Annotated in this window: 1 protein-coding gene; it reads right to left on the bottom strand. The window is 62.9% G+C overall.

All coding sequences use genetic code 11. The annotated features are described in order from the left end of the window. Nucleotides 1-57 precede the first annotated feature (57 nt). Nucleotides 58-237: PTS glucitol/sorbitol transporter subunit IIA (locus EOB49_RS35870; RefSeq protein ID WP_281060649.1), on the bottom strand; the 180-nt coding region annotated here is incomplete at its 5' end.

The following is a 237-nucleotide window of genomic DNA, read 5'->3' as shown; positions in this document are numbered from 1 at the left end:
ATGGCAAATACTCTGGTTTTGGGCGCCGCTCCCAAATAGGCCGCGGCGCGAATGCTGTCAGGCGGCGATGGTGATGATCGCGCCGGTCTTCAGGGCGGCCACGAGCGCTAGCGGATCGACTTGCGACGCACAGATCTCGCCCGGTCTCTCGGCCTCGGTAGCGCCGTTGAACGAAATGACGACGTGACCCATTTCCAGCACCTTGCTCCACGCACTGGAGCCGCCCGCTGTGATAAC

This window comes from Mesorhizobium sp. M7A.F.Ca.MR.148.00.0.0 (assembly GCF_003997735.1).
Taxonomy (GTDB): Bacteria; Pseudomonadota; Alphaproteobacteria; order Rhizobiales; family Rhizobiaceae; genus Mesorhizobium.
The sequence above is the reverse complement of the archived record's forward strand: the minus strand, read 5'-3'. Positions and strand labels throughout refer to the sequence as shown.